The 20725-nt window shown below is 59.4% G+C and carries 17 protein-coding genes and 1 pseudogene; 2 read left to right on the top strand and 16 right to left on the bottom strand.

The window, feature by feature from the left end; translation table 11 throughout:
• Nucleotides 1-29: 29 nt before the first annotated feature.
• Genes ABH912_RS05955 through arnB form a run of 9 tightly spaced genes read right to left on the bottom strand, consistent with a single transcriptional unit; the run spans nucleotide 30 to nucleotide 10422 of the window.
• Nucleotides 30-1628, bottom strand: coding sequence for an ArnT family glycosyltransferase (locus ABH912_RS05955; RefSeq protein WP_429510032.1), 1599 nt, complete (start codon nucleotides 1626-1628; stop codon nucleotides 30-32).
• Entirely contained in the window at nucleotides 1625-3004 is a 1380-nt protein-coding gene (locus ABH912_RS05950; RefSeq protein ID WP_429510030.1) for a UDP-glucose dehydrogenase family protein, read from the bottom strand. Before ABH912_RS05950 ends, ABH912_RS05955 begins: the two co-directional genes overlap by 4 nt.
• Nucleotides 3001-3402, bottom strand: coding sequence for a 4-amino-4-deoxy-L-arabinose-phosphoundecaprenol flippase subunit ArnF (gene arnF / locus ABH912_RS05945; protein WP_033054790.1), 402 nt, complete (start codon nucleotides 3400-3402; stop codon nucleotides 3001-3003). Before arnF ends, ABH912_RS05950 begins: the two co-directional genes overlap by 4 nt.
• On the bottom strand, nucleotides 3399-3743 hold the full coding sequence (gene arnE, locus ABH912_RS05940; RefSeq protein WP_033054791.1) for a 4-amino-4-deoxy-L-arabinose-phosphoundecaprenol flippase subunit ArnE: 345 nt from the start codon (nucleotides 3741-3743) through the stop codon (nucleotides 3399-3401). Before arnE ends, arnF begins: the two co-directional genes overlap by 4 nt.
• Entirely contained in the window at nucleotides 3740-5389 is a 1650-nt protein-coding gene (gene arnT, locus ABH912_RS05935) for a lipid IV(A) 4-amino-4-deoxy-L-arabinosyltransferase (protein WP_429510028.1), read from the bottom strand. Before arnT (ABH912_RS05935) ends, arnE begins: the two co-directional genes overlap by 4 nt.
• Nucleotides 5386-6270 (bottom strand): 4-deoxy-4-formamido-L-arabinose-phosphoundecaprenol deformylase, encoded by an 885-nt coding sequence (gene arnD, locus ABH912_RS05930; protein ID WP_429510026.1) that lies wholly within the window; start codon nucleotides 6268-6270, stop codon nucleotides 5386-5388. The genes arnT (ABH912_RS05935) and arnD overlap by 4 nt, the downstream gene beginning before the upstream one ends.
• Nucleotides 6270-8261, bottom strand: a complete 1992-nt coding sequence (arnA, locus tag ABH912_RS05925) for a bifunctional UDP-4-amino-4-deoxy-L-arabinose formyltransferase/UDP-glucuronic acid oxidase ArnA (protein ID WP_033054796.1) — start codon at nucleotides 8259-8261, stop codon at nucleotides 6270-6272. Before arnA ends, arnD begins: the two co-directional genes overlap by 1 nt.
• Nucleotides 8258-9277, bottom strand: a complete 1020-nt coding sequence (gene arnC / locus ABH912_RS05920; protein ID WP_033054797.1) for an undecaprenyl-phosphate 4-deoxy-4-formamido-L-arabinose transferase — start codon at nucleotides 9275-9277, stop codon at nucleotides 8258-8260. Before arnC ends, arnA begins: the two co-directional genes overlap by 4 nt.
• Complete coding sequence (gene arnB / locus ABH912_RS05915; protein ID WP_429510023.1) at nucleotides 9274-10422, bottom strand: UDP-4-amino-4-deoxy-L-arabinose aminotransferase; 1149 nt, start codon at nucleotides 10420-10422, stop codon at nucleotides 9274-9276. Before arnB ends, arnC begins: the two co-directional genes overlap by 4 nt.
• 389 nt (nucleotides 10423-10811) lie before the next feature.
• On the opposite strand from arnB, the gene ABH912_RS05910 reads away from it, so the two are divergent.
• Complete coding sequence (locus ABH912_RS05910) at nucleotides 10812-11750, top strand: site-specific integrase (RefSeq protein ID WP_429510022.1); 939 nt, start codon at nucleotides 10812-10814, stop codon at nucleotides 11748-11750.
• Between the two features lie 10 nt (nucleotides 11751-11760).
• On the opposite strand, the gene ABH912_RS05905 is transcribed toward ABH912_RS05910, so the two are convergent.
• The 6 genes and pseudogenes from ABH912_RS05905 to ABH912_RS05880 form a co-directional block, all read right to left on the bottom strand.
• The gene (locus ABH912_RS05905) at nucleotides 11761-12831 is read right to left on the bottom strand and encodes an ABC transporter ATP-binding protein (protein WP_429510020.1); all 1071 of its coding nucleotides are present in this window, start codon (nucleotides 12829-12831) and stop codon (nucleotides 11761-11763) included.
• Nucleotides 12828-14426, bottom strand: coding sequence for an ABC transporter permease (locus tag ABH912_RS05900; protein WP_429510018.1), 1599 nt, complete (start codon nucleotides 14424-14426; stop codon nucleotides 12828-12830). Before ABH912_RS05900 ends, ABH912_RS05905 begins: the two co-directional genes overlap by 4 nt.
• 3 nt (nucleotides 14427-14429) lie before the next feature.
• Nucleotides 14430-15443 carry an iron ABC transporter substrate-binding protein gene (locus ABH912_RS05895; protein ID WP_033054802.1) on the bottom strand — a complete coding sequence of 338 codons (1014 nt, stop codon included), beginning with the start codon at nucleotides 15441-15443 and terminating at the stop codon, nucleotides 14430-14432.
• 196 nt (nucleotides 15444-15639) lie between these two features.
• A pseudogene (locus ABH912_RS05890) lies at nucleotides 15640-15995 on the bottom strand (ABC transporter ATP-binding protein); the annotation flags it as partial.
• A 63-nt stretch (nucleotides 15996-16058) separates the two neighbouring features.
• Entirely contained in the window at nucleotides 16059-17780 is a 1722-nt protein-coding gene (arnT, locus tag ABH912_RS05885) for a lipid IV(A) 4-amino-4-deoxy-L-arabinosyltransferase (RefSeq protein ID WP_429510016.1), read from the bottom strand.
• A 185-nt stretch (nucleotides 17781-17965) separates the two neighbouring features.
• Nucleotides 17966-18646, bottom strand: coding sequence for a histidine phosphatase family protein (locus ABH912_RS05880; protein ID WP_050482767.1), 681 nt, complete (start codon nucleotides 18644-18646; stop codon nucleotides 17966-17968).
• A 235-nt stretch (nucleotides 18647-18881) separates the two neighbouring features.
• Between ABH912_RS05880 and ABH912_RS05875 the strand changes: the two genes are divergently transcribed.
• A complete protein-coding gene (locus tag ABH912_RS05875; protein ID WP_429510014.1) occupies nucleotides 18882-20153 on the top strand; it encodes a sensor histidine kinase in 1272 nt (423 codons plus the stop codon).
• A 5-nt stretch (nucleotides 20154-20158) separates the two neighbouring features.
• Here ABH912_RS05875 and ABH912_RS05870 read toward each other — a convergent pair whose 3' ends face one another.
• Nucleotides 20159-20719: a PqiC family protein gene (locus tag ABH912_RS05870; RefSeq protein WP_033054808.1), complete on the bottom strand. Its 561-nt coding sequence runs from the start codon at nucleotides 20717-20719 to the stop codon at nucleotides 20159-20161.
• Between the last annotated feature and the right edge of the window lie 6 nt (nucleotides 20720-20725).

Raw genomic sequence — 20725 nt, 5'->3', positions numbered from 1 at the left:
GGTAACAGTAACTTTTTTGCCGGCAACACCTACGGTTGTTGGTTATGCAGCAACACGAAATCGTTCTTGTCGAAACGCCCGCTCAACACCGGTTGCAAGTTACCCATGCGAGTGCCTTGCAACGCCTTGTAATCGTTCTGGTCCATCATCAGCCAGGTGGGCGCCGCGAGACTTTCCAGTTCTTGGGTCGATTCGGTGAAAACCGGCTGTAAGTCCTGCTCGATGTTGACCATGAACTTGATCGCCTTGGCGTCTTTTCCCATGACATGCAACACCAGCGGTGCCGGGTCTTTTTGTACGAGCGCAAATGCCGCACGGCTGAAGGTCTGGGTGTCGTAGAGTCGGCGTTCGACCGGCTCGAACACCAAAACATACACCGACCACAGCGCCAGGACTGCGCAAAAGGCAAGTGTTTGCGCCCGCCAGCGCGGTCGTACAAGCACCGCCAGGGCAATGACTTGCAGCACGCCGAGAATGATCAGTATCGAAGTCAGCGTTGTTAGTTCATCGGGAAACCGTCGCTGGGCGACCAGCAGTCCGCCGATCAACAGGGCAGGGATCACTAGCCACAGCCCTTGCATCAACCCCCGCAACCACTCGAATACCCGACCCTGCATCACCTGAAACGGATACGCCGCAATGATCGCCGCCATGGGCAACATCGGCAGCAGGTACCGGGCCTTTTTGGCCTGGGGGATCGAGAGCCCGACCATCACGATCAAGGCGGCCGCCGTGCAGTACTGCAACAGGCGCAAGGCGGGACCGGCCTGCCGAGGCGTTGTCAGCCAGACGGCGGCCAGTGCCAGCAACGCCAACGGATACGCGAGCGCATAGTTGCCCACCGAGCCGGTGAAGTAATACAGCGAACCGCTGACGCCTTCGCTACCGTCCATGCGCCCCATGAACTGCATGCGCACCACGTCGTGCATGAAGTCCGGGCCGCCGACGGTTTCCGCCAGCCACAGCAGCACGCCAACGCACACGGCCAGCAGCACCGCCGCAATCAGGCCAAAACCAAAAAAATGCTGCCATTGTCGATTGAGCAAGAAATAGCTGCACAGCATGCCCGTTGGAATCACCAACCCGATCGGCCCGCGAACCCCGAAACCCAGCAGTAACAATACAAAAATCAACCACCACCGACGCTTTGCGGCGAAATGATCGGCGGCATAACCCAGGTAGAACACCGAAAAAGCCACCGCCGCGAGCATCAAATCCAGGGACACGGCACGGGTTTCAGTAACAAAGGTGTTGGTCAGCATCATCAGGGCGATGCTCAGCAACGCCCAGCGCTGGGAATAGCGCGCCAGCAGCCGGTACATCAACGTGACGATTACCGCCCCGGCAATGGCGCTCGGCAACCAGGCAGCCAAACTGTTGACCTGCCCGAACGGCAGCGACAGCAGCCAGATGAACAGTGTCGTCAGCGCAGAATAATCCGCATACGGCTGGCCATAGGTGGTCGGAAAAAAGCTCGGCCCGTGGCGCAGCATTTCCTCAGCGAACAGTACAAAGCGCGAATCGAAGCCGATCACTGCCTGCTGATATACCCCGGCGCTGAACAGCAGCAGCGCCAACAGCCCTAACCCCAGCGACTGTCGGCGGATACCGGGTGATGTCGCAATCAAGCGGTGACCGAAGCAGCGGGCCACTGCTGATAAGGAATCGGCAGATTGCGCGATTCACCGCGGCCCATCGGGAAGTACTTGAAGCCGGAGCGAGTCAGGCGATCGGCGTCGTAGAGGTTGCGTCCGTCGAAGATCACCGGTGCGTTGAGCCGCTGCTGGATCAGGCTGAAATCCGGGGCCTTGAACTGCTGCCATTCGGTGCAGATGATCAACGCGTCAGCGCCGGACAATACCGATTCCGGTGTGCCCATGAGCATCAACTTGGGTTCATCGGGATACAGTTGCTGGGTTTCCTGCATGGCTTCCGGGTCGAACGCGCGGACGTTGGCCCCGGCGGCCCACAGCGATTCCAGCAGCACCCGGCTCGGTGCATCGCGCATGTCGTCGGTGTTGGGTTTGAACGCCAGGCCCCACACGGCAAAGGTCCTGCCGCGCAAATCGCCCTTGTAGAACGCGTTGATGCGTTCGAACAGCTTGTGCTTCTGACGCTGATTGATCGCTTCCACCGCTTGCAGCAGATCGCTGGAGCAATGCGCTTCTTCGGCGCTGTGGATCAGCGCGCGCATGTCCTTGGGAAAGCACGAGCCGCCATAACCACAGCCGGGGTAGATGAAGTGGTAACCAATGCGCGAATCGGCGCCGATGCCCAGGCGCACCGATTCGATGTCGGCACCGAGGTGTTCGGCCAGTTCGGCGATCTGGTTGATGAAGCTGATCTTGGTCGCCAGCATGCAGTTGGCGGCGTACTTGGTCAGCTCGGCGCTACGCAGGTCCATGAACATGACTCGGTCATGGTTGCGGTTGAAGGGCGCGTAGAGGTCACGCATCACGTCACGTACCTCATCGCGTTCGCAGCCGATGATGATCCGGTCCGGGCGCCGGCAATCGGCCACGGCCGAGCCTTCTTTCAAAAATTCCGGGTTGGAGACGATATCGAACTGCAGCAAGCGGCCGACCTTGATCAGGCACTTGTCGATATGCGCGCGCAAGGTGTCACCCGTGCCCACCGGCACCGTGGATTTCTCCACCAGAATCACCGGTTGTTCACGATGACGCGCCACGGCTTCTCCCACCGACAGCACGTAACTCAGATCCGCGGAACCGTCGTCCCGGGACGGTGTGCCGACCGCGATAAACAACACCTGACCATGCTGAACCGCGAGTTTTTCGTCGGTGGTGAACTGTAGACGTTTGGCGTCGATGCCTTCGCGCACCAGGCTGGCCAGCCCCGGTTCGAAAATGCTCACGTGGCCTTGCCGCAACAGTTCGATTTTCTTCTCGTCAATGTCCATGCAGACCACGTCGTGGCCAACTTCTGCCAGGACGGCGGCTTGCACCAGACCAACATAACCGCTACCAAATACACTGATTTTCATGGGGCACTCCTGAGTTCGCGCGAGCGAGCAGGCCGAGAGTTGATGGTAATGACGCCAAGGATGACCAGGGCCACTCCGAGGCTTTTGGAAAGGCTGAATGCTTCGTTGAACAACGGCAGGCTGGCGGCCAGCAGGTACACCAGCGCGTAGCTGATGCTCAGCAGCGAATAGGCCCGGCCCAGCGGTAAATCCCGCAGGGCGGCGAGCCAGCAAAGCATCGACAGGGCGTAGGCCAGAATCGCGACCAGCACCACGGCAACCGCCGACAGATCGATGCTGGTGGTGAACCAGTGCTCGGGCGATGGCAGGCGACTCATGCTCCAGCGCATGCCCAGTTGCGCGGCACTGACCAGCAACACGCTGCCCAACGCGAAGGTGATTCCGCGACGCAGGTTCATGTGTGTTGCCCCAGCAGCACCACGCCACCGATCACCAGCGCGACACCCAACCAGTGGCGACGGTCGATGGTTTCGTGGAAAACGAAGCGGGCGACCAGGGTGATCAGCACGAAATTGAGGCTCAGCATCGGGTAGGCAATGCCGACTTCGAGGCGTTGCAACACCAGCAGCCACACCAGCAAGCCCAATCCCAGAGAGGCAAGCGCCAGCCATAACCACGGCGAACGCAGTTTCTCGCTCCAGCCCGACAACTGGCCGCGCCAGCTTTCAACGGCGTATTTCTGGGCGATCTGGCCCAGGCAGGTCAGCAGGCAGGCGGCCAAGAGCAGTAACAAGCTCATGACGCCTCCTGAGGAAAAATCAGAATCACAATGTTGCCTTGTTCATAGCGCTTGCCATCCTTGGGCAGTCGTTCGATTTCGCGCAATTCCTCGTCACCTTTGACGCGCATGACCACGCCGACCGAGCCACTCTGGCGGGCGTTACGCATCCATGCCTGAACCTGGTTCGGATGGACTTTCTGCTGTGCGCCGTCAGGATAGGCGAGGCCATATTTCAATTCGCCTATCGTGTTGTACAACGCTACGTCCGGGCGTTTCAGACGCCAGGCCAACGCCCCGGCGGCGCCGAGGTCGTTGCTCAGCAACTGGTCGGTCTGGCCGAGTTCCTGGGCATGCTCGAGGATGAATTGATCGGGCATCTTGTTGGCGACCACCGACTCGGGCAGCCCGGCCGGCAACAGGGCGATCAGCAACAGACTGCCGAAGGCCGGGGCCGCCCAGCATTGCAACGGTCTGAAGGCTTGCAGCAGGTTGGCCATGATCCAGCCGGTCAGGCCGATGAACACCAGCACCAGGTTGTGCAGTTCATGGTTGTAGAGCGGTTTTTTCAGTTGCAGGTAGACCAGGGCCACCAGGATCGTCAGGCCCAGCAGCAGGTTCAGCAGACCGTTGATGCCCAGAATCCGGCCTTGCTCAAGCTTCAAGCGGTCCACCAGTGCGTGCCCCAGCAGCAACGCCAATGGCAACAGGCACGGCAGGATGTAGCTCGGCAATTTGCCTTTGCTCAGGCTGAAAAAAATCAGCGGCATCAGCAGCCACAGCAGCAGGAAAGCGATGTTGGCCTGGCGTCGTGTGTCCCACGCCTGCTTCAGCGCCGACGGCAGCAACGCCACCCACGGCAGACTGAACGCCACCAGCAACGGCAAGTAGTACCACCACGGTGCGTCATGCTGCGCATCGTCGCCGGCGAAGCGGCGAATGTGTTCATGCCAGAAGAAGAACCGCCAGTAATCGGGTTCCTGTGCGTGCACGGCCAAGACCCACGGCAAGCTGACGGCGATGGCCACGACAATCGCCAGCGGGCCGTAGATCAGCAGTTCACGCCAGCGTTTTTGCCAGATCATCCAGGGCAGGGCGATCAGCACCGGCAGCAGCCAGGCGAGAAAACCCTTGGTCATGAACCCCATGCCGCAGGCCAGGCCCAACACCGCCCAACCGATCAGGCGCTGGCCTCGGCTGACGCTGTCGAGGGCAAACCACAAGGCCACCAGACTCAAATTGACCCAGAAGGTGAATTGCGGATCGAGGTTGGCGTAGCCCGCGGCGCCAGCGATGACGGTTAGACTCATGTAGAGCAGCGCGCAGGCAAAGCTTTTGCGCGGTTCGTTCCACATCCGGCGAGCGATCAGGTAACACAGCAACACACTCAACCCGGTGCTCAATGCGGAGGCAAACCGCACGCCGAACAGGTTGTCGCCAAACAACGCTTGGCTGGCGGCGATCATCCAGTAACCGGCCACCGGTTTTTCGAAATAGCGCAGGCTCATGAAATGCGGCGACACCCAATTGCCGCTCAGGAGCATGTCCTGGCTGATCTGGGCGTAGCGGGTTTCGTCGGGAATCCATAAGCCATGGCTGCCCAGCGGCAGCAGGTACGCCAGAGCGAAGATGGCCAGCAACAACGGTAATGCCCAGCGCTTGCTCATACGCCTTGCACTCCCAACCAGCCTTCGCGTCCTTCGAGGGAGCCGCGCAGTACCCGGCCGACCGGCAAGGTTTCGGGAGCCTCGGGCAGCAGATCGCCCAAGGGTTGAAAATGGATGTCTCGCTGGCGCGCATCGGCCAGCAGTTGACGAAAATCGTGGGCCATCAGAATCCCTTCTACTTCGGCGTGAATCGTGTAGACGTTGAGTTTTTCGGGGGTGAAGCGATCAAGAATGAAAGCGTTGAAGTCCTTGGCCGCCACGGTGGGGCCGACCACCTCATCGAACGTCGGCAGGTCCACCGGAATCTGCGGCGCACCCAAACCACCATCGGCCAATCTCGGCTGGAACAGGCTCTGGCCGCGACAGTCGCTGTTGTAGCGAAAGTTGAAACCTTGCTTGGCCTCGATCACACGCTCGTCCGCCCGCCAACCTGCGGAGGCCGAACACCAGATGTGTTGCCCGATGATGTCGCTGAGTTCATCCACGCCTTGACGAATCTGCTCCACCAGTTGCGCGTCGCTCCAACGCCCGGCATTCGCCTGCCAGCCGTGATGATCCCAGGCGTGCAGGCCGACTTCATGCCCGGCTGCCGCGGTTTGACGCATCAAATGCCCAAGATCACGGCCGATTGGTTTACCGGGCCACGCGGTGCCGGCCAACAAGATGTCCCAGCCGTACAGGCCTGCCGCGTTGGAACGGAGCATTTTCCAGAGGAATTGCGGACGGATCAGGCGCCACAAATGGCGCCCCATGTTGTCCGGCCCGACACTGAAAAAAAACGTCGCCTTGACCTGCGCTTCATCGAGGATTTCCAGCAGCCGCGGCACCCCCTCACGGGTGCCTCGGTACGTGTCGACATCAATCCGCAGACCTGCCCGCATCAGCGCTTGTCCGCGATTTCGAGCATGGCTTCACGCAGGAAGAAATCCAGCGTATTGCCGATGGTCTCACTCATCTCCACGGTCGGCGTCCAGTCCAGCAGGCGCTTGGCGTTGGCGATGCTCGGTTTGCGGTGCGACACGTCCTGATAGCCGGTGCCGTAGAACGCTTTGCTTTCGACGTCGCGGAACCCGGCGAACGGCGGGAAGTTGTTGCGCAAAGGGTGCGCTTCGAACTGACGCAACAGCTCCTCGCCCAACTGGCGAATGCTGGCCTCGTTGTCCGGGTTGCCGATGTTGATGATCTGGCCGTTGCAGGCGTCGTTGTCGTTGTCGATGATCCGCGCCAGCGCTTCCACGCCGTCGGCAATGTCGGTGAAGCAGCGTTTTTGCTCACCGCCATCGAACAGGCGGATTGGCGTGCCTTCCACCAGGTTCAGGATCAGCTGGGTGATCGCGCGGGAACTGCCGATCCGCGCCGAGTCCAGGCGGTCGAGGCGTGGACCCATCCAGTTGAAAGGGCGGAACAACGTGAAGTTCAGGCCTTTCTGGCCGTAGGCCCAGATCACCCGGTCGAGCAGTTGCTTGGAGATCGAGTAGATCCAGCGCTGTTTGTTGATCGGACCGACGATGAGGTTGGAAGTGTCTTCGTCGAAGTTCTGGTCCTGGCACATGCCATACACTTCGGAGGTCGACGGGAAGATCACACGTTTGTTGTATTTGACGCAGTAGCGAACCAGTTTCAGGTTCTCTTCGAAGTCCAGCTCGAACACGCGCAGTGGGTTGCGGGTGTACTCGATCGGCGTGGCGATCGCCACCAGTGGCAGGATCACGTCGCACTTCTTGATGTGGTATTCGATCCACTCGGAGTGGATGCTGATATCACCTTCGACGAAGTGGAAGTTCGGATGACTGCGCAGGCGCTCGATGGCGTCCGAGCCGATGTCCAGGCCATACACCTCGTATCGGTCGTCGCGCAGCAGGCGCTCGGACAGGTGATTGCCGATGAAACCGTTGACGCCGAGGATCAGCACGCGGGTACGACGTGGAGCACGACCGGATTCGGCACCGCGCAGCACGGAACCGTCCACCAGACCCAGCTCGTTGGCCAGTTGCGGGCCGCTGAGGTACAGGCCGTTGTCGTTACGCTGGCCGGCGGTGATCACCAGGGAGTCTTCGCCGCAGGCGATGCGCAGCGGGTCGACGCTGATGACCCGGCCCGGTGCCTGGCCTTCATTGCCCTTGGCGACTTCTGCGCTCCAGACAATCAGCTTGTGCTCGCCCACGGCGCAGAAGGCGCCCGGATAAGGCTGGGTGACGGCGCGAACCAGGTTGAACAATTCTTCCGCCGGTTTTTGCCAAACCAGTTTGCCGTCGGCCGGGGTGCGACGACCAAACACTGTGGCTTGGGATTCGTCCTGCGCCGTTTCACTGACTTTGCCGGCGAGCAACGCTGGCAAGGTGTCGCGTAGCAGGTCAGTAGCGGCCAGACGCAATTTGCCGTGCAGGCTCAGCGCCGTGTCGTTTCGCTCAATCGCCACCGTTTTCTGGGCGAGGATGGCGCCGGCATCGGCCCGTTTGACCATGCGGTGCAGGGTCACGCCGGTTTCGGTTTCACCGTTGACCAGTACCCAGTTGGCCGGCGCACGACCACGGTAGCGCGGCAACAACGAGCCGTGCAGGTTGAAGGCACCTTTGCTGGCCGTGGCCAGCAGCGGCTCGCTTAACAGGTTGCGGTAGTAGAACGAGAACAGGTAATCCGGGTTGAGCTTGGCGATGCGCTCGATCCATAGCGGGTGGTTGGCATCTTCCGGGGCGTGCACCGGGATGCCCTTGCGTGCGCACAGTTGTGCAACGGAGCCGTAAAACGCGTTTTCCTTCGGATCATCGGCGTGGGTGAACACGGCGGCAATTTCAAAGCCCGAGCTGAGCAGGGATTCGATGCCAGCACAGCCAATATCGTGATAGGCGAAGACAACAGCTTTTGCACTCATGAGTGAACCTGATCTGTAGAAATGGAGGTGAGACCGTCAACGGTGACAACGGGAGCCGGGGCAGCGGGTTGGTTACGCAGGACTTTTTCGATAAAGAACCGGGGGCGGGCGCGGACGTCGCCGTACATGCGACCCAGGTACTCACCCAACAGGCCCATGCCGATGAATTGGCCGCCGGTGAAGATGAACAGCACGGCGAACAGCACGAACGTCCCGTCGCCGGCCCAATGGGCGCCGAAGGCCAGGCGCAACACGATCAACGTCGTGGCAAACAGCACGCCGAGCGCTGCCATGCCGAAGCCGACAATGCTCAACAAACGCAGGGGGGTGGTGGTCATGCAGGTGATCAGGTCGAACATCAGGTTGACCAGGCGCATGGGGCTGTACTTGGATTCGCCGTGTTCGCGCTCGGCGTGGGTCACGAGGATTTCCGTGGTGTGCCGGGCGAAGCTGTTGGCGAGGATCGGGATGAAGGTGCTGCGTTCGCGGCAGGCGAGCATGGCGTCGACGATGGTTCGCCGGTAAGCGCGGAGCATGCAGCCGTAGTCGGTCATGGCGACACCGGTGGAGCGCTGCACCGCCAGGTTGATCAGCTTCGATGGCCAGCGGCGCAGCGCCGAGTCCTGACGATTGCTGCGCACGGTGGCGACCACGTCATAACCCAGCTCGGCCTGAGCCACCAACCGCGGGATCTCTTCGGGCGGGTTTTGCAGGTCGGCGTCGAGGGTGATGACCACATCGCCCTTGCACTGCTCGAAACCGGCCATGATTGCCGCATGCTGGCCGTAGTTGCGGTTGAGAATAACCGCTACGAACGGGCTGCCTTTGAGCGATGCGGCCTGTTCCAATATTTGCGCCGAGTCATCGCGGCTGCCGTCATCGACCAACACAATCTCGTAGTCATGGTGCAATTGCTGACACGCCGCTTCGGTACGCCGGAGCAACTCGGGCAGGCTGTCTTGCTCGTTGTAGACCGGGATGACGATCGACACGCAGCGGATCGGGTAAGGTTTCACAGGCTTCTTTCCACACTGTTTTCAATGGCACCGACCACACGATCGACGTCATCGAGGGTCATGTCGGGGAACAACGGAATCGAGCACAGCCGTGCCGAGTTCCATTCGGTATTAGGCAGATAGATGTTGGGGAAGCGCTGGCGGTAGTAGGTGTGCAGGTGAGTGGCGATGAAGTGAATGCCGGTGCCGATGTTCTGTTCCTGCAGAGCCTTCATGAACGCTTCACGGTCCAGCCCGCAGCGCTCGGTGTCGATGCGCAGGATGAACAGGTGCCAGGCGTGCTGTTGCGCATAGGCTGGCAGGGCCAGGGGTTGCACCGGCAAACCTTCCAGTCTCTGTAAATAAGCGCCGGCCAGCTCCGTGCGTTTGGCGTTGATTTCGTCCAGTCGCTTCAGCTGCACCAAAGCGATGGCGGCGTTGATGTCGGCCAGGTTGTACTTGAAGCCGGGCTCCATGACCTGAGCCTGGGGTTTGCGGCCATGGGTCAGGCGGTCATACGCGTCGACCCCAAGGCCGTGAAACTTGAGCATGCGCACGCGACTGGCCAGGGCTTCGTCATCGCTGACGAACATGGCACCTTCGGCGCAGGTCATGTTCTTGATCGCGTGGAACGAGAAGATCGCCGTGCCTTTCGCGCCAACATGCCGCCCTTTGTAGAAGGTGCCTGCGGCGTGAGCGGCATCTTCGATGACGGGGATGCCATGTTTGTCGGCCAACGCATAAAGCGGATCGAGATCGAACGCGGCACCGGCGTAATGCACCGGGATAATGGCTTTGGTGCGCGGCGTGATCGCGGCTTCGATGCTGGCCAGGTCACTCATCAGCGTGTCGCGATCAACGTCGACGAACACCGGGGTCGCGCCCAACAGGCAGATCATGTTCGCGGTGGAGACCCAAGTCTGCGACGGTGTAATGACTTCATCGCCCGGACCAATGCCCAATGCCAGTAACGTGATGTGCATCCCGCCGGTGGCCGAGGACAGTGCCACGGCATGACGACACCCCACGTAGTTGGCGAATTGCTCTTCCAGCTCCTGATTTTTCGGCCCGGTAGTGATCCAGCCGGAGCGCAGTACTTGCTCTACGGCGGCAATTTCTTCATCGCCGATACTGGGGCGGGAGAAGGGGAGAAAAGCCTGACTCATGGGCACCTCGGGGCTAAAGAGTGAATAGCCTGTGAGGCTAAAAAAATTTTGGATCCAGTGCAAGTGTAGACGCTAAAACAAAAGCTGCATCAACAAGTTACTTGAAATACCTGACGATTTAGATAGGTTGACATTTTCTGCCATGGTCGGCAGGTTGGTCCCTCGCAAAGAGACAGGCCGGACTCAATGAGGTTATTCCTGAATTTGTGAAAGGGACATGAAAAACCGGTCGGCGAATCGTTTATCTGGAGGTCATACAGCCACTGTTCAGCCTTCAGCCGTTCATCGAGTTTTCTAGTAGAAGGTCCTACAGAAGTGTCCTGCTTTACATGAAGGATGTTTCAATCCTTAGTTGTTTAATGAACTGTTTCCACTGAAGGCCGTTTCGTTTGATTGACTTACCCGCTACCGACCCAATTCCCTCAAAGACCAATCCGCTGACCCTGTATCTGGCGCGTCTGGCGCCCTCCAGCCAACTGACCATGCGTTATGTGTTGCAGGATGCCGCTGACCGGTTGGGCTTCGAAGACATGAACGTCGAGGAGATTCCCTGGCACAACCTGCAACCGGAAGATGTCATCGCGCTGGTGGCCACTTTGCGCACCGACGGCTACGCGCCGAACACCTCTTCGCTGTACGTCAACGCGGTGCGCGGGGTGATGAACGAGGCATGGCGCATGAGCCTGATCAGTCAGGAGCACTTGCTGAAAATGCGTTCGGTGAAAGGGATTGCCGGCACGCGATTGTCCCAGGGGCGCAACCTCAGGCGCACGCTGATCCAGGAATTGATGGCGGTCTGCGCTGCCGATCCACGGCCACAAGGGTTGAGGGATGCGGCGATCATCGGGATTTTGTATGGCTCAGGCATGCGCAAATCGGAATCGGTGAACCTGGACCTGAGCCAGGTCGATTTTGCCGAGCGCAGCCTGCGTGTGACCGCCAAGGGCAACAAGCAATTGATCAAGTACGCACCGGCCTGGGCGTTCGCCAAACTCAACGACTGGCTGGAACTGCGGCGCTCGCTACTGAAGGAAGGTGAAGTGGACGATTCGTTCCTGTTCAATCGCATCCGCCGCGGCAGTCACATCACCCGCGAGCGCATCACCAAACATGCGATTTATTACATCGCCCGACAGCGCGGCGCGCAGGTCGGGGTGAAAATCATGCCGCATGATTTTCGACGTTCGTTCATTACCCGAGTAATTGAGGAGTACGACTTGTCGATCGCCCAGAAACTCGCCCATCACAGCAACATCCAGACCACGGCCAACTACGATGTGCGCGATGACAACGAACGGCGTCGGGCCGTGGACCGGTTCGATCTTTGATGGGCGGGGTTCAGGATTCGCTCAGTACGTGGGCATGGCCGATCGTCGAGACGTGAACCTCGCTGCCGGCGGGTGGCGCATACAGGCCCGAACTGCGCACCATCAATGATCGTCCAGGTTGTTGCCCGGAAGCCAACGTCTCCAATTCCACCGTCAACGTGCAGGTATTGCCGCTGAAATCCCGCTCGGTCACAACGGCGCGACACCCGGCAGCCTCGGTTGGGTTGGGCTGGATGCTGACGAGTTGCAGTTGTTCGGGACGCAGCATGATCTGCGCCGATTTGTTGTTCCGGTGGTTGTTCACCGGTATCCGACCGAGATCGCAATGGGCCCAGCCGGCCTCGATTCTGGCGGGCATGACCACGGCATCCCCCAGAAACAGCGCGGTTTGTTCATCCTCGGGGTAGCGGTAAAGGTCCAGCGGATGGCCCGACTGCACCAGCCGACCGTCGCGCATCACCGCCAGCTGATCGGCAAACGACAACGCTTCACTCTGGTCATGGGTGACCAGAATGGTGGTCACGCCGGCGTCTGTCAGTAGCCGTGCGACCATTTTGCGCATGGCGCCCCGAAGTCCGGTGTCGAGGGCCGAAAACGGCTCATCCAGCAACATCAAGCGCGGTTGCTGCGCCAATGCCCGCGCCAGTGCCACGCGTTGTTGCTGGCCGCCGGAGAGTTCATGGGGCCAACGGTTGGCCATGTTTGCATCCAGCGCCACGCTGTCCATCAACTCTGCGACGCGCTCCTGTTTTGCACCGCCCTTGATCGAAAGCCCGAAACCGATGTTTGCGGCCACGGTCATGTGCGGGAACAGGGCGCCGTCCTGGGGAACATAACCAATCAAACGCTGATGCGCCGGGACTTCGTGGGTGTCGTCGACGAGCGTTTGGCCATTGAGTGAGAGACGGCCCGTATCCGGGAATTCGAAGCCGGCGATCATCCGCAACAACGTGGTTTTTCCTGAGCCGGACGGGCCGACGATAACCGTTCGGCTGCCCGTTGGCACCGACAGGTTGATGCTCTCCAGCGCTTGATAGGAGCCGTAGGACTTGGAAATGGAATGGAGTTCAAGAGCGTTCATCGGCCAGCCGTTCGTTTGGATTGGTGATAAAGAAGTCCGGTCAAGGGAAGCGACAGCAAAATCATCAGCAGGGCATAGGGCGCAGCCGCAGCGTAATCGATTTCGCTGGTCATGGCCCAGAACCCGGTGGCCAGGGTGCGCGTGCCGTTGGGGGCGAGCAGCAGGGTAGCGGTCAACTCATTGGTGATCGCCAGAAACACCAGCGCGGCGCCAGCGGCAGCGCCGGGCGCGGCCAGGCGCAGGGTGATCAGCCACAATGCCCGGGCGGGGGAGCGGCCGAGGCTGCGGGCCATGTTTTCCAGTTCCACCGGCGCCTGGGCGATCCCGGCGCGCAAACTCACCAGGGCGCGGGGCAAAAACATCAGCAGGTATGCCAGTAGCACCGTGATGGTCGTCTGGTAAATCGGCCGGGCGAAATGGATGGTGACGGTCACCAACGCCAGGGCCACGACGATCCCGGGCAACGAACTGGTGATGTAGTTGCAGCTTTCCAGGACACGTTGCAACCGACCCGGAGAACGAATCGACAGCCAGGCAATCGGGATGGCGGCGCACGTGGTGAGGGCTGCACCCGCGACGCCGAGCAGCAGCGTCTGTTCCAGCGCCGGCAGAAGTTCGTCCATCTGCCAGACCTGCAGACCGCCGGCTATCAGCCAGCTGCCTAAAGTCACCAGTGGCACGCCCAGCGTCAGCGCGCAGGTCGCGATCTGTACGATCAGGGCGAGGAGGGTGGTTCCAGATTTCAGACGCACCACTCGCTGTTCGCGAGCACTTCCCGACCCGACCCGGGCGTAACGCGCCGTACCGCGAGCGGCCGACTCTGCGGTCAGCATCACCAGGCAACACAGGGCGAGCACGCTGGCCAGCATGTGCGCGGCGGGGCCGTTAAAGGTGGATTTGAACTGATCGAAGATGGCGGTGGTGAAGGTGTCGAAACGGATCATCGCGTACAGGCCATATTCGGCCAGCAAGTGCAGGCCCACCAGCAACGCGCCGCCGCAGATGGCCAGGCGCAATTGCGGCAGCACCACGCGGAAAAATATCGCCCAAGGCTTGAGCCCCAGCGATTCGGCAACGTCTTCGATGGCCGGATCGAGCCTGCGCAGGGTCGCTGCAATCGGCAAGTACAGGAACGGGAAGTAGGCGATGACCGAGACCAGAACCCCGGCAAACAGCCCGTGAATCGGCGGGACCAGACTGACCCACGCATAGCTGTGCACGAACGCCGGCACCGCCAGCGGCGCGGTCGCCAATAACGACCACCAGCGCCGCCCCGGCAGGTTGGTGCGCTCTGTCAGCCAGGCCAGAGACAGACCTAACGTGACGCACAACGGAATCGTGATCACCACCAGTAAAACAGTGTTGATCAACAGTTCAGCGACCCGCGGCCGGAATACCAGCGGTACAAGGGTCGCCCAGCCTGTCTGAAACGACACGCCGATGACGAAGGCAATCGGCAGCAGCGACAGCAGCGAAACCAGCACCGACAAGCCGATCACCCACGCGCCACCGCGCCCCGCGAAGAGGCCGCGGGTTCGTCGTCGCAAATTCGCGGGTATTGCCTCGGCGACACCCGCGGGCAAGGTTTCAGGCATCAATTAGAGCAGTCCTGCCTGAGTCATCAGCTCAACGGCTTTTTTACTGTCGAGTTTTGAAGCATCGACTGTCGGCGCGTCGAGTTGCTGCAAAGGCACCAGTTTTGGATTGGATTCAGCGTTCTTGCCCACCGCGTATTCAAACGATTTGCCGGTTTTGAGGATGGCCTGGCCATCTTTGCCGGTAACCCATTTGAGGAACGCCTGGGCTTGTTCCTTGTGTTTGCTGGACGCTAGCACGCCGCCGCCGGAGACGCTGACAAACGCGCCCGGGTCCTTGTGCTTGAAGTAGTGCAGGGCGGTGTTCTTGCTGTTTTCGCCGGTCTTGGCCTGGTCGCCGAAGCTGTAATAGTGGTAGATCACGCCGCTGTCGACCTGCCCGGCGTTGACCGCTTTCAGTACCGCACTGTTGCCGCGATAGATCGTGGCATTGGCCTTCAATCCTTTGAGCCATTCCAGCGTGGCGGCTTCACCCTTGAGTTCCAGCACGGCGGCGACGATGGCCTGGAAGTCGGCACCGGCCGGCGAAGCGCCCCAGCGACCTTTCCAGTTCGGGCCAGCGAGGTCCATCAGCGACTTGGGCAGCTCGGCTTCGGGCAGTTTGCTCGGGTTATAGACAAACACCGTGGAGCGTGCGGCGATCCCCACCCATTTGCCATGGGCCGGGCGGTAAGCATTACCGATCTGTTCCAGGGTGGCCGGCGCAACCGGCGCAAACAGCCCCGCGTTGTCGACCAGCACCATGGCCGGGGAGTTTTCGGTCAGGAACACGTCGGCCGGGGAGGCGGCGCCTTCCTGTACGATCTGATTGCCCATCTCGGTGTCGTCACCATTGCGCACCGTGACTTTGATGCCGGTTTCCTTGGTAAAACCCTCGATCCAGGATTTGGTCAGGCTTTCGTGCTGGGCGTTGTAGACTACGATGCCATCGGCATCCGCCGCATACACGTGGCCGACGCTCAGCAGCGCGGTGGCCAGCAATGCTTTTTTCAGGAAAGAAGGGATACGGGCATTCATTCTGTGGGCAGCTCCTGGTCTTTTTTAGAAGTCATGCATGCAGACTCGCTGGCAGAACAATGCGAATCATTGGCATGTTTTGAGTTGCAGCGAATGTAGAGAACAACATGAGAAAAAAACGTTAAAGAAACCGTTAATACATGTCATTTTCATTCAGATTAGCAGCACCTCAGCCCATTGCGCGGTGGATCGGGTATCAAACGATGTCGTCGATCAGAATGTGGCGCTGTCCACGGCTGCATTGCTCGATCCTTGCTTCAACCTCGTAGACATCGCGCAGCATCTTCACCGTAATCACTTGATCGCTCGGACCGCTGCCCTGGCTGGTGCCATTGGCGATCACTAATACCTGATCGGCAAAGCGCAGCGCCTGATTCAGGTCATGGATTGCGATGGACACTGTTCCCCAAGGTTGCGAAAGAATAGTTCAGTGATCCCCAGGGCGCCGAGAAACTGGTCCACCCGCTGCAACTCATCGTCATGGACGACCCAGCCTGGCGTCAGTTGTTTGCGTGCCAGCAACTCTGACTCGTAAACAGTCAGGCGCGCACTGACAGTTTCTTAAACCCGAATGAATCGAGAGGCCCCAGGGGCCTCTCTTCTTTTCCGGTCTTGTCAGGGCTGGCTTTGCGGGAAAATCAGAATCTCCAGATTGCCGCGCTGATAACGCTTGCCATCGATGGGCAACAACTCGACTTCTTGCACTTCCTGGACACTGTTGACCCGCATCACCACGCCGACCGCGCCTTTTTTGCGGGCCTCGGTCATCCATGGCCCAATACTTTTCATCGTGACGATTCTTGAGGCCATGGAGGGATCATCGAGACCGTACTTCAGCTCGCCGATGGTGTTGTAAAGAGCGATCTGCGGCTGCTTCAATCGCCAGGACAACGCTGCCGCCGCCCCCAAATCGTTGCTCAGCAACGAGGTGGTCTGACTCAAGGCACCCAGATGCTCGGCAATGAACTGATCGGGCATCTTGTTATCGACGATCTGGCCGGGCATCGCCGCCGGCAGCAACGCGACCAGCAGCCAGATGCCCAGGGCCGGCATGGCCCAGAACATCAATGGACGCAAGACTTGCAACGCGTTAGCGATGATCCAGCCAACCAGCACGAAAAACACCAGCGACAGGCTGAACATTTCAGTGTTTTCGTAGATCTCTTTGGTGGTCTGCAGATAGAGCAGGACGATCAGGGCTGTGGTAGCAATGACGACATTGATCATTCCGTTGATACGAATCGCTCGGCCGCGCGCGTTGTTCAGCAACTCGGTCAAAGCATGGCCCATCAGCAACGCCAGGGGTAACAGGCACGGCATGATATAGGTCGGCAGCTTGCCGCTGCTCAGGCTGAAGAACCCCAGTGGCAACAGCAGCCAGAGCAACAGGAAAGCGATCGCTGGCTGGCGTTTTTGCTGCCAGGCCTGGACGAATGTCGTGGGCAATAACGCAGCCCATGGCAAGCTCGACACGACCAGCAGTGGCAGGTAGAACCACCATGGACGGGCGTGTTGAGCGTTATCGGCAGCGAAGCGGCGAACGTGTTCGTTCCAGAAGAAAAACCGCCAGAAATCCGGTTCCTGATGGTGGATTGCGAGCGCCCACGGCAGGCAAACCACCACGGCGACAAGCACCGCCAACGGCCCGTAGCGCAACAGCTCTCCCATGCGTCGTTGCCAGAGCATGTAGGGCAGGGCGATCAACACAGGGAGTAGCCACGCCAGAAAACCCTTGGTCATGAAACCCATTCCACAGGCAACGCCCAACAGCGCCCAGGCGCCGAGGCGACGACTTAAAGAACGGCTATCAATGGCGAACCACAGCGAGACCAGGCTCAGGTTGGCCCACAACGTGAATTGCGGATCGAGGTTGGCATATCCGGCCTGACCGGCGATCAGCCCGAAACTCATGTACAGCATTGCGCAGGCAACGCTTTTGCGCCGCTCGCCCCATAAGCGGCTGGCCATCAGGTAAGCCAGCCAGACACTCAGTCCTGTGCTCAGTGCCGAGACGATACGTACCCCGAACAGGTTGTCGCCAAAGATGGCCTGCGCGATGGCGATCATCCAGTACCCGGCGATCGGCTTCTCGAAGTAGCGAATGCCCATGAAATGCGGGGAGGTCCAGTTCCCGCTCAGCAGCATTTCCTGGCTGATCTGGCCATAACGGGTTTCGTCTGGCGTCCACAGTCCATGGGACATCAGGGGCAAGAGATAAAACACCAAAAACGCCAGCAGCAACGCAGGTAGGGCCCAGCGTTCGGTGAGGGTGGAGGTCTGGAAAGCGGGGCGCAGTAAATTGTCAGCAGCGCAGGACTGCAAGTTATCAGGTGTCATGATTCGACCTTGGCGCAGCAGAGGTTGCTCGGAGGGGGACGTGCGCAGGGTATTTCAGCGTGCGCGTAACTTTATCTATGTCGTGGGTCAATACTGATCCGAACTGCAAACATCAGATCCTGTATTTGTTAGTTGCGACGAGCGCTGAGCGCTTTTATCGAGGGCCGCTCATCAAGACTGCAAACTTATTGCTTGATCCGCGGATCTTTAAACAAGGAGTGCCAATCACCGGCATTAAGTATGCCGAGTACTTGCAGTTGACCATTGGCATCAATGCGGACAAACAACGAACTACCATACTCACTCGAAGCCGAGTGTTTAAAACCGGTCTGGGCTTCGAAATCGCTGATGCAACCGCTGTGCGTCACCAGCACCAGATTGTGCTGGGCACGTTTGTGCGCCACCACATCATTACGCAGGGTTTTGCCACAGCTGGCCAACCATTCCTGGGTCATTGCGTCTTTGCCAAACATGGAATGCGAGGTTTGTGCCGTACGGGTGACCGGGCTGCTCAAGACATCGGTCTGGTCCATACCCAGACGCTGGAACCCTTGACCCACGGCCGCGGCGGCATCGCTGCCGACTCGAGTAATGCCGTCGGCCGGGCCGAGGCAAGGATTGGTGGAGCGGTCGCAGCGCTCGGTATGACGAACCAGTGCGATGATCTCGCCCGCTTGCCACTGATTGATCAAGCGCGTGGTAGCGTCGGTTCCGGTCGTGGCCAGATTGTCCGGCGATCTTGGCCACAAGACAAAACCCGTCACTAACGCTACAGCGATGAGCGCCACCGCCGACAACGTCAGCCTGGTCAGCCGCGGGCTCAAGACTCGCTTGGGTAACTGCTTGCGCAATGAAGATTTAATCACGTTTTATTTACCCGTCAGTACGCAATAGCGAATTACTTACAACGCCCATGCCGAATGACATATCAGTCAAGCCAGAGCGCGGATTAAAAATCGAGGTGGTATAAGAGAGGCTAAATATCGGCAGGTGTGGGGCAAGTGAAATGGATGTGAAAAATTTGCACGGCCTATGGGCAGCGCCTGGTTAGTTCATGTTTGCGAACTCTTATCTTTTACACCTTGTTAGTGGAAACAAAGAATGGATTTCAAACAGAGCCTGACGAAAAGGATCGTCATCGTATTCGCCCTGATGAGCGCGTTGGTGGCAGGCGTATTTGCAGTGGGCATCGTCGCAACAGTGCACGTGGTTGACCGAAAGCTCACGACGACGCGATTAGCCGGAGGGATGCACCGTCTGCTGTCGATGGACAATCCCGCTCAGTGGACCCATCAACCGGAAAAAGACGAGCTGTTTTTTACCCAGGGCGGAAAGGGCCTCATGGCGCTTGATTCGCAGCTGGAATCGCTACGTCTTGGATTTCAGGAAATCCTGTATCACGGCGCCGATTTCTACGCGATGGTCGAGGTCGTGGATGGGCGCAAGTATGTGTTGCTGCGCGATCAGCAAAGTCTCGAACAGCGCGAGCGGATGTTGTTTGCTGTCGTCATGGTCAGTTTCGTTTTAAGCATTCTGTTGGCGATTCTGCTGGGCCGGTTATTGGCCCGGCGTGTGATGGCGCCAGTGATTCGCCTGGCACGCCAGGTGCGTCATCGCGATCAACTATTGGACCTCGCGTCGCCGCTTCGACCCGACTATGCGGCTGATGAGGTGGGAGAGCTGGCGCAGTCCTTTGACCAGACCCTGGGACGTCTGCGCGCAGCACTGGGCCGGGAAAAACTCTTCACCAGTGATGTCAGTCACGAATTGCGTACACCGCTCATGGTGTTGGGCAGCTCCTGTGAGCTGTTGCTGAGCAATCCCACGCTGGACCCTCGTTCCGCGGCTCAGGTCAGCCGAATCGCCCGGGCCACCGATGAAATGCGTCAATTGGTCGAAACGTTTTTGATGCTGGCTCGCGCTCGAGAGGATTCCGGTTCGCAGGCCAATGCCACCCTCAAGGAAGTCGCCGATGCGCTGGTTGATATCTGGGGGCGATTGATCCGGGAGAAGGGCATCGAATTCATTTACGTCATCGAGCACGTTTCGTCGGTTCGTCATAACCTGACGTTCCTGCAATCGGTCATGGGCAATTTGTTGCGAAATGCCTGGCACTACACGGATCAAGGCCTCATCCGACTGACCCTGCGTGAACACGGCTTCACTATCGAAGACAGTGGCATAGGCATCCCGGAAGAAGAACGCGATGCGATATTTCAGCCGTTCGTGCGCGGTGACGAGCGTCGAGGTGAAGGGTTGGGGTTGGGCCTTTCACTGGTACAACGGATCTGCAGCAATCAGAACTGGCGAGTACAACTCAGTAGCCGCCAGCCCAACGGTTGTTGTTTCACCGTTGAGCTGGACCGCGAGTAAACGTTTTACTGGGCCGATGGACAACCTTTCGGTGTTCCGGCAGCGGCCTGGTTAATCAGCGCGGCAAGACGTTTGACGTTGTTCTGTTGAGCGATCACCAGTTCATCGATGGAAGGTCCCGAAGGTGTCTGCAACGTGCTGCGGCAAGTGACCAGCGCGTTATCACTTTCGCCGAGGCGACGCAGGCGCCATTTGACGTCAATCAGCGCGTATTGGCCGGGGATCGAATCAAACCGTTGCACGTCCAGCCGCACCGAAACCTTGCGCTGGGGATTGCTGTTGACCAGTTGATCGACCAGGGCACTGCGCAATTCATCCGACAGGCTCGCGCCCCACCATTCGGTTTCGAGGATCGCCAGGCCACTGTTGCCCTGGCGAATCACGATTTGCGGGCGGTCGACCTGGGGAGGGACGCTGAGGCCCTCGATCTGGATATCCGCAGCGCTGGTCCTTGAATTGCCGCTCGGTTGAGCCGGGGTCAGGGTGTGAAATTGAATCGGCTCACTGCGGCACGCGGCGAGTAGCAACAATGCAGTGACCAAGCTGATCTTCAGCGGATTAACCATGAGTGA

This window comes from Pseudomonas sp. BT76 TE3572, assembly GCF_050435365.1.
In the GTDB taxonomy this organism is placed as follows: domain Bacteria; phylum Pseudomonadota; class Gammaproteobacteria; order Pseudomonadales; family Pseudomonadaceae; genus Aquipseudomonas; species Aquipseudomonas fluorescens_W.
Note: the sequence above shows the minus strand (reverse complement) of the source record. Positions and strands in the feature narration are given on the sequence as shown.

Bases quoted from the DNA above. Each gene is read 5' to 3' on its own strand.
- arnA (WP_033054796.1), bottom strand. From the start codon at position 8,261: ATGAGTGCAAAAGCTGTTGTCTTCGCCTATCACGATATTGGCTGTGCT.
- arnT (WP_429510028.1), bottom strand. From the start codon at position 5,389: ATGAGCAAGCGCTGGGCATTACCGTTGTTGCTGGCCATCTTCGCTCTG.
- arnD (WP_429510026.1), bottom strand. From the start codon at position 6,270: ATGCGGGCAGGTCTGCGGATTGATGTCGACACGTACCGAGGCACCCGT.
- ABH912_RS05875 (WP_429510014.1), top strand. From the start codon at position 18,882: ATGGATTTCAAACAGAGCCTGACGAAAAGGATCGTCATCGTATTCGCC.
- arnE (WP_033054791.1), bottom strand. From the start codon at position 3,743: ATGAGCTTGTTACTGCTCTTGGCCGCCTGCCTGCTGACCTGCCTGGGC.
- ABH912_RS05895 (WP_033054802.1), bottom strand. From the start codon at position 15,443: ATGAATGCCCGTATCCCTTCTTTCCTGAAAAAAGCATTGCTGGCCACC.
- arnF (WP_033054790.1), bottom strand. From the start codon at position 3,402: ATGAACCTGCGTCGCGGAATCACCTTCGCGTTGGGCAGCGTGTTGCTG.
- arnB (WP_429510023.1), bottom strand. From the start codon at position 10,422: ATGAGTCAGGCTTTTCTCCCCTTCTCCCGCCCCAGTATCGGCGATGAA.
- ABH912_RS05950 (WP_429510030.1), bottom strand. From the start codon at position 3,004: ATGAAAATCAGTGTATTTGGTAGCGGTTATGTTGGTCTGGTGCAAGCC.
- ABH912_RS05900 (WP_429510018.1), bottom strand. From the start codon at position 14,426: ATGCCTGAAACCTTGCCCGCGGGTGTCGCCGAGGCAATACCCGCGAAT.
- ABH912_RS05905 (WP_429510020.1), bottom strand. From the start codon at position 12,831: ATGAACGCTCTTGAACTCCATTCCATTTCCAAGTCCTACGGCTCCTAT.
- ABH912_RS05870 (WP_033054808.1), bottom strand. From the start codon at position 20,719: ATGGTTAATCCGCTGAAGATCAGCTTGGTCACTGCATTGTTGCTACTC.
- arnT (WP_429510016.1), bottom strand. From the start codon at position 17,780: ATGACACCTGATAACTTGCAGTCCTGCGCTGCTGACAATTTACTGCGC.